8 protein-coding genes and 1 pseudogene are annotated in these 7,403 nt (G+C 70.8%); 4 read left to right on the top strand and 5 right to left on the bottom strand.

Annotation, left to right across the window (positions count from 1 at the left end; all coding sequences use genetic code 11):
• Positions 1 to 22 precede the first annotated feature (22 nt).
• On the bottom strand, positions 23 to 301 hold the full coding sequence (locus AB0K37_RS38930; RefSeq protein ID WP_363990351.1) for a hypothetical protein: 279 nt from the start codon (positions 299 to 301) through the stop codon (positions 23 to 25).
• A gap of 278 nt (positions 302 to 579) precedes the next feature.
• On the opposite strand from AB0K37_RS38930, the gene AB0K37_RS38935 reads away from it, so the two are divergent.
• The 3 genes from AB0K37_RS38935 (at position 580) to AB0K37_RS38945 (ending at position 3,123) form a co-directional block, all read left to right on the top strand.
• Positions 580 to 1,377, top strand: coding sequence for a GNAT family N-acetyltransferase (locus tag AB0K37_RS38935; RefSeq protein ID WP_363990353.1), 798 nt, complete (start codon positions 580 to 582; stop codon positions 1,375 to 1,377).
• Between the two features lie 555 nt (positions 1,378 to 1,932).
• Positions 1,933 to 2,517: a hypothetical protein gene (locus AB0K37_RS38940; protein WP_363990356.1), complete on the top strand. Its 585-nt coding sequence runs from the start codon at positions 1,933 to 1,935 to the stop codon at positions 2,515 to 2,517.
• Positions 2,518 to 2,961: 444 nt separating this feature from the next.
• Positions 2,962 to 3,123, top strand: a complete 162-nt coding sequence (locus tag AB0K37_RS38945) for a twin-arginine translocation signal domain-containing protein (RefSeq protein ID WP_363990359.1) — start codon at positions 2,962 to 2,964, stop codon at positions 3,121 to 3,123.
• Between the two features lie 105 nt (positions 3,124 to 3,228).
• Here the strand turns inward: AB0K37_RS38945 and AB0K37_RS38950 are convergent, their stop codons facing one another.
• The 4 genes from AB0K37_RS38950 to AB0K37_RS38965 are packed head-to-tail and all read right to left on the bottom strand — an operon-like array spanning position 3,229 to position 6,104.
• Positions 3,229 to 3,837, bottom strand: coding sequence for a cadmium resistance transporter (locus AB0K37_RS38950; RefSeq protein WP_363990362.1), 609 nt, complete (start codon positions 3,835 to 3,837; stop codon positions 3,229 to 3,231).
• 55 nt (positions 3,838 to 3,892) lie between these two features.
• Positions 3,893 to 4,057 (bottom strand): hypothetical protein, encoded by a 165-nt coding sequence (locus tag AB0K37_RS38955; protein ID WP_160160924.1) that lies wholly within the window; start codon positions 4,055 to 4,057, stop codon positions 3,893 to 3,895.
• A gap of 3 nt (positions 4,058 to 4,060) precedes the next feature.
• Positions 4,061 to 5,455, bottom strand: a complete 1,395-nt coding sequence (locus AB0K37_RS38960) for a glycosyltransferase family 2 protein (RefSeq protein ID WP_363990365.1) — start codon at positions 5,453 to 5,455, stop codon at positions 4,061 to 4,063.
• Between the two features lies 1 nt (position 5,456).
• Complete coding sequence (locus AB0K37_RS38965) at positions 5,457 to 6,104, bottom strand: class F sortase (RefSeq protein WP_363990367.1); 648 nt, start codon at positions 6,102 to 6,104, stop codon at positions 5,457 to 5,459.
• A 520-nt stretch (positions 6,105 to 6,624) separates the two neighbouring features.
• On the opposite strand from AB0K37_RS38965, the pseudogene AB0K37_RS38970 reads away from it, so the two are divergent.
• Positions 6,625 to 7,310: pseudogene (locus AB0K37_RS38970) on the top strand (IS5 family transposase); the annotation flags it as partial.
• Positions 7,311 to 7,403: the final 93 nt, after the last annotated feature.

Raw genomic sequence — 7,403 nt, forward strand, 5'->3', positions numbered from 1 at the left:
GGTCGCCTAAGCTAGGCGGCCGTCACTTGGTGTCGGAGCTCTTGTGGGCGCCGCCGGTGGAGGGACCGCCCTTGAGGAAGTCCTCCAGGGGGCCGCCCGGCTTCATGAGCGTGGCGACGGTGTCGGCGAAGGTCAAGAGGAGGAACCCGCGCAGCACCGTCGGCATGACGGGACGCAGCTCCCGGGCCAGCTCGCCGCACAGCTTCGCGGCCGTCGGGCTTTCGGCGGCCAGAGGAGCCAGGGTCGCGAGGACCCGCAGCTTGTCCGTGACATCCTCGCGGGACCTACCCGGAGCAGTCATGGTCGTTCTCCTTTTAACGTGACACCCCGAGACTCTCTCGTGGTGCACTCACGACCGTCCGGCCCCACCGGCAGCACGCAATGATCATGGCGTCGGCGTCTTCGCGTAGTTCTTGAAGTGCGGTTCGATGGAGCGGCCGCGCCTCGTCGGGCCGCGGCGGGCGAGCCCGGCTACCTGCTGGAAGATGGAAGGCGCCTGCTCGCGGGTGGCGCCTGGCGCGGTTGCTTCGCCGATGCTCGAAGAAGTTCGGTGGTTCCCGTTGCACGGAGGGGGCGGTAGTGGCGTTGACTTCCGGCTGGTCAATGGCGACGGACCTGGACGAGTTCGGCGTGGGGGAGGAGTTCCTGCTCGCGCGGGCTGCGACCAACCTTCCCCTGCTGATCGCGCTGTCCGCGTTCCGCCGCTCCGGTGGTGTGGGGACCCCGCCGCTGTTCGGATGGTGGACGGACCCCGGGGGCACGGTCGGTGGCGCGTTCGTCCGCCCGTCCTTCGGTCCGTTGCTCCTTGGCGACATGCCGGGGGAGGCCGCGGCTGCGCTGCCCGGGTACCTGGAGGGCGCGCCCCACGCGTGGGAGGGCCGCAGTGACCTTGCCGAGGCGTTCGCGTCGGGATGTCCCGGACGGTCGGTCGGTCCCCGACTGCGGCTGTATCGGCTGGAGACGCTTCGGCCCTGCCCGGGGCCGGACGGCTTCGCGCGGCCCGCGGCGCCGACGGACCACGATCTGCTGGACCGCTGGTACGAGGCCGTCACCCGGGGCCACGGCACGCTCGGTGCCGTCGCCGGCCGCCTCGCCGCCGGTGACCTGTACGTCTGGGAGACCGGTGGCCGCGTGGTGGCGGTGGCCGGTCACGGGCCCCGGTTCGGCTCGGCGATGCGCCTCGACCCGATCTACACGGCGACCGAGCATCGGGGGCGCGGCTACGCGACCGCCCTGGTGGCCGCCGTCACCAGCTCCCTGCTGGCCGTCGGCGCGACGGAGATCGTGCACGTCGCGACCCCGGCGAGTAGCGCCACCTATCAAGGTCTCGGCTACCGGTTGGTCGCCGACTACGTGACGTTCTCCCGCTCCGCCTGAACCCAGATGCGGCTTCGCCTCTGACCGGGGTCAACCGGTGCCTGCAAGGCGCCAGGATCCGTCTCCATGCGCGGATGGGGCAGTGGCGAGCGATCGCCATGGGTGGCTGGGGTCTGTGCACGGTCGGGCGATCGCTGCCGCGCGGCTCGGGTGATGACCGATCAGCGGTCAGGCGGACTGGACGGGCCCGAAGCCATCGGGGCTTTGGAGCGGCACGCGCCATCGCATGTGCCGGCAGAGGCAGATGATCTTGGACGGTGGCAGTCGGCCTGAGTCGGCGTTGCTCGGCAGGTCCAGGCGACGGAATGCGTGCGGAGAATCGCCCCGCCTGTCCTCGTCATGGAAATCCCGCGCCGCGGGCCCAAGGGGGAACCGGAAGGTGCGTCATCTCGATGCCCGGTATCTGCTCCTTTTCTCTGCAACGCACGTTCTGGGTGCCGGGCTTGGGGTCCCCGTCAGCGCCGCGTAGGGCCCTAAGGCCCTAGGGTGCTTTCTGCCTGGATTTCTAGGCTCTCCCCACCGATCGGAAATCGCGTATCGACACAGGGAGAATTCGTGAAGAGCTCAAAGGCAAAGTCGGCCCGCATCGCCGCGATCGGCACCGGAGCGGCGGCCTTGGTCGCGGTCCCGGCCATCGCACTGGGGGTCGCCGGCTCCGACCACTCCAGCACCGCCGGGCAGGTGGCGGCGCACAACAAGGTCGTCAGGGCCGCGAGCCCGCACTGCGACCCCGGCTGGTCCGTCAAGGTCCAGCGCAAGGTCAACTACCGCAAGTCCACGGGCGAGCGCGACAAGCTGATCAACAAGTCGAAGCGGTCGGTGAAGCGCACCTACACCCTCACCAAGCAGGCGAGCACGAAGTGGAACGTCAGCGTCGAGGCCTCCGCGTCGTTCAAGGCGTGGATCTTCGCCGAGGTGAACGTGAAGGTCGGCGGCGGTCTCGAGAAGTCGGAGAGCATCACCACCACGCAGAGCGACGAGACCACGGTGCCGCCGAAGACGACGCTGGTCGTCACCCGCGGTTTCGAGATGCGCAAGATCTACGGGAACTCGTACTACACGTGGAGCAACTGCAAGACCGGGAAGTACAAGAGCTTCGTGCTGACCGCGCCCCACGGCCGCTACACCTCGTTCAAGTAGCCGGCCGCTGACGCCGCGGAAGTGACTGCCTTTACGTGAATTGCGGGGTTCGCGTAAAGGCAGTTTCGCGTCTGTCGGTGCTTTCGTCTGATCTCCTTTGAATGTGTCTCTCTCACACGGGACGGCCGGGGCCGGAGCGCCGGAGCCCGGTCGGGACCCGAATCCCGACCGTCTCGCCGGAGGCGTGGGAAGCCTCAAGAGTTCGGCGCAACCGCTCGCTCAGCCAGTCGCGATCGCGCCTGAGCGCTCTCGGTGGTCAGGGGCCCACCTCCCTGGTTCCGGCAGATGCGCGCGATGCCGCTGTCTCCGCGCGCTGAGCCCGATGCGATGCCGCCGTGCTCACCGAATGCTCTCGGCCGCTTGCGCTAGGGCGTTGTGCGCGGACGGTACCTCCTGCGGGCTCGGTCCCGCAGTCAACTGAAAAACAAGAGAAAAGAGCGAACCATGGGAGATTCCAAGATCACCCGGCGACAGGTCATCGGAGCAGCGGCTGTCGGGGCCGTGCTCGCAGTGACCGGTGGCAAGGACAAGGACGAAGAGAAGAAGTGCCCCCCGCAGGAGGCTCCTCGCTCTGGCGACTCCACCACGGAGCAGCCGAAGCGCTGATCGCGAAGAATTCAGCCGGGCCCCCTCCACGGGGGGCCCGGCCCTGCTTTTGCGCCCGGCAGGCTGTGCTTCCGGCTGCGGTTCGTCTCGACGCAGGGGCCGGGGTCAGAGGCCGAGGGCGTGGCGGAGGTCGGCGGCGGACTGCAGGACGATCAGTGTTCCGATGGTGATGAAGGCGACGGGGACCAGCCATCGGCCGTGCTGGTCCAGGAGGTCGATGACCTTCTTGTGCGAACCCAGCCAGGACGCGGCCAGGCACCACAGGGCCACGCCCGCCGCGAAGACCGCGACGGTGACGAGGGTGGACTCCGGGCCGATGGTGCGGAAGACCGGCGTGTAGGCCGAGATGTTGTCGGCGCCGTTGGCGATCGTCACGCCGGCGATCGGAAGCAGGCCCGAGGCCACCGCGGGAGGGCCGTCGTGGTCGCCGGCGCGGACGGCCGCGACGAGGCCGCGGACGCCGAGGGCCAGCGGGACGAGGCCGAGCAGGCCGACCCATTCGTCCGGGACGATCGTCAGGCCCAGTGCGGCGACCACCGAGACGAGGACGAGGGCGGCGATGCCCGCGTACTGGCCCGCCCAGATCTGCCAGGGCCGCGGGGACCCGGTCGCGCGTCCGGACAGGAAGAGGACGGTCAGAACGATGAGGTCGTCGACGTTCGTCGCCGCGAACATGCCGCACGCCGTCGCGACCGTGCCCGCTGTTGAGCCCATTCGCCGGAACTTACCGGAGAGGGGTGAAGGCCGGGGAGGGGCCCGGCCTTCACCGTCAGCCCTTGCGGGCGGGGAGGATGCGCTTCACCGCGAGGCCCGCGGAGACCAGGGTGAAGAGGGCGAGGCCGAGCCAGAGGGCCTGGAGGCCGAGCCAGGGGGACGCCGCGGCGGCGCCGCCGAAGCCGGCGGCCACGCCGCCGATCGGGGGGTTGTTGTACATGGATCACCATTTCCTTTCTTTGCGCCAGGCGGCCTGCCAGAACGCACGCGCCTGGACGATCTGGAGGAAGACGTCGAAGACCATCTCGACGACGATGGTGGCGGCGATCGCCATCTGCGCCGGGCCGCGCCGGCGGACGGTCACCACGCGCTCCACCATGAAGATCACCGTGATGCCGGCCCACAGCGGGCTGATCTGGATCCCGCCGAGCCAGATCACCGAGTAGGTGAGCGAGAGCAGGTAGGCGGTGATCACGAGGATGCCGACCAGGGAGAGCAGCTGCCGTCCCCAGTAGGGCCGGGTGACGGGCGTCCAGCCGTAGTCGACGAGGTTCTCCAGCGCGCCGCGCTTCCAGCGGAGCCGCTGCTGGGCCAGTTCGCGCCAGGTCGGCATCACTTCGGTGGTGAGCGTGCACTCCTTCGGGCAGAGGATGCGGAACCCGAGGTGGAGGATGGCGAGGGTCAGCTCGTTGTCCTCGGTCAGGACGCGGACGTCGTAGACGTGCGGCAGGCCGGGGAGGCGGCGGTCCCGGCGGGCGGCGACCACCTCCTGGAGCGTGGCGGCCCGGAAGATCGTGGCGGTTCCGGTGAGGACGAGGGCCTTGCCCTGGAGGCGCCGGACGTCGCGGGCGTAGCGGGCGTACTCGTTGCGCTGGAACATGCCGACGGCGCCGCCGCCCGGCTTGCCGGTGAAGGTGCCGCCGACGGCGGCGTACCGGCCGGTGGCCAGGTAGTCGACGCCGTTCCGGATGAAACCGGGGTCGAGCGCCGAGTCGGCGTCCATCACCATGATCGCGTCGTTCGGGCCGAAGATCGGCAGCAGGCGGTCGAGCACCTGGTTCAGCGCGCCCGCCTTCTTGTGCTCGTTGCCGCGGGTGCCGACGATCTCGACGCCGCACAGCTGCGCGAACGCGGCGGTGGCGTCGGTGCAGTTGTCGGCGATCACGATGATGTGGTCCGGGGGGCGCTCCTGGCGGCGCAGCGAGGCGATCGTCTCGGTGATCTGCTTCGCCTCGTTGTGCGCCGGGATCAGGACGGTCACGCGCATCGCGTCGGCGCGCACGGAGGGCTGGTCGCGCTTGCCGTCCTTCCCCTGGCGGGACGGCGCCGGGGCGGGGCGCGGCCGGGCGTGGACGGGCGGGCGTGGGGGCGGAGCCGGGGTCGGGGGGCGCCGGACCGGCGGGGGCATGAGCGCAGCCGCCGTCCGGTCGGGGACGGTGACGGTCGGGGAGAGGGCGCGGTGGGCGCCTGGTCCTCCCCATGCCACCGGGGACGCCAGGTGTCCCGGCCCGGGCGTCCGCCGGACGGGGGACGCCCCGCCGTGCGGAGCCGGGTGCGGGAGGCGGTGCCGTCCCTGGTGGGGGCGGGGCCCTTCGGGGGCGCCGGAGACGGGGCGCATGTCAGCGGTTCCCTTCGGTGCGCGTCAGGTGGCCGAAGGCGATGACGTTGTCCACGTAGTGGCCGGTGGCGCGGTCGAAGCGCCCGCCGCAGGTGATCAGGCGGAGCGCCGCGTAGCCGGGGTCGGAGTAGACGCGGCGGGTGGGGAAGCGGTCCTTGCCGAACCGCTCGACGGAGTCGACCCGGAACACGGCGGTGCGGCCGTCGGCGCGCAGGACTCTCGCCCGGTCGCCGGGGCGCAGCTCTCCCAGCCGGTAGAACACGGCCGGGCCGCGCGCCGAGTCCACATGCCCGATGATCACGGCCGCGCCCCGGCTGCCGGGCGCGGCGCCGAGGCGGTACCAGCCGGCCTCCTGGGCGCGGCTCAGCGGCGGCGTCTCGACCGTCCGGTCCGGGTTCTTGGCCAGCTTCATCAGCGGTGTCCGGACGCCGATCCGCGGCACTTCGAGGCGGAGCGGCGCGGCGGGCGGCAGCGACGCCGTCGTGGCGGGCTCGGCGGGACGGGACGCGTCGGGCGACGGCATCGGCGGAGCGGCGGTCGCCGGCTCTTCCCGGAAGGCCTGGAAGCCCAGGAACACGGCCACGAGCAGGGCGGACGCGCCCACGGCGACGGCGGCGAGCACGCGCGCGCGTTGACCACGAGACGTCACGGGGGTCGTGCTCCTCTCGCCGCTGGGGGTTGGGGGGCCGCGGATCGCGGTGGTGCTCGAACGGTAATGGGCGAGAGTTAACGTTTGGGACGAGAAGACGATGAAGTCGCAGATGAACGTCCTGTGACGGTTGAGGCGACTTGTCCCCCCAGGGAGTCATTGGTCCGGTCAAGCAGGCCGTCCAAGCGGGGACGCCGCAGACCAGAGGACTGCGCCATGTGGCGCTTGACCTGCGGAAACGTCGACGGGGTAGAGGCGTGCGGCGGTGGGGGCGCCGGTCGGCGGCGGTGGGACGGCCGCGGCGGTGGATACAAACATTGCTGTCCGAAAGTGGCCTATCCCTGGGCCGAAAATGATCTTCGCAGGTCACAGGGGTTGTCGGCTTGGTCCTCCCACCGAGGCCGAAACGCATGGGCGGAGGTGGGCCACCCCCGGCGGCGGCGTTCGCGTCCTAGGCCGTGTCCGGTAGATCTTGGTGTTTGGCTGAGGTTGATCTTCAGCTGTGGGTTGATGGTGTGTCGTGGTGCGACGGCATGAGTTGACCGATGCGGCGTGGCGGCGGATCGAGCCGCTTTTGCCCGCGCAGCCCGCCCGGGGTGGCCGGTGGGCCGATCACCGCACGGTGCTGAACGGGATCTTGTGGAAGCTGGCCACTGGTGCTCCGTGGCGGGACCTGCCCGACCGGTACGGCAACTGGAAGACCGTCTATGAGCGGTACCGGCGGTGGGCCGCCGACGGTACCTTCGATGCGATCTTGACCCACGTGCAGGTCCACGACGACTCGGTCGACCGCATCGACTGGACCGTCAGCGTCGATTCCACCATCGTGCGCGCGCACCAGCACGCCGCCGGAGCCCGCAAAAAGGGGAACCGCACGGGACGAACCCGGCATCACCGGCAGCCGGGCAGGCACTCGGGCGGTCACGGGGCGGCTTGACCACCAAGGTCCATCTGGCGGTCGACGGACGCGGACTGCCGCTGTCGATCGTGCTCACGCCCGGCAATGTCAACGACTGCACCGCCTTCCCACAAGTCCTGGCGGCGATCACTGTGCCGCGGCCCGGTTCGGGTCGTCCTCGGTGCCGGCCCGATCGGGTGATCGCCGACAAGGCCTACAGCTCGGCCGCGATCCGCCGGTCACTGCGGCGCCGCGGGATCGCGGCCACCATCCCCGAACGCGCCGACCAGCAGGCCGGACGCGCCCGCCCCCGCGCACGCCGCGGGGGCCCACCCGGCGTCCGCCCCGGCCGCCAAAAACCCCGCAACATGGTGGAACGCGGCGGCGGGCGCCACAAGCAA

The organism is Actinomadura sp. NPDC049753, assembly GCF_040674655.1.
Classification (GTDB): domain Bacteria; phylum Actinomycetota; class Actinomycetes; order Streptosporangiales; family Streptosporangiaceae; genus Spirillospora; species Spirillospora verrucosospora.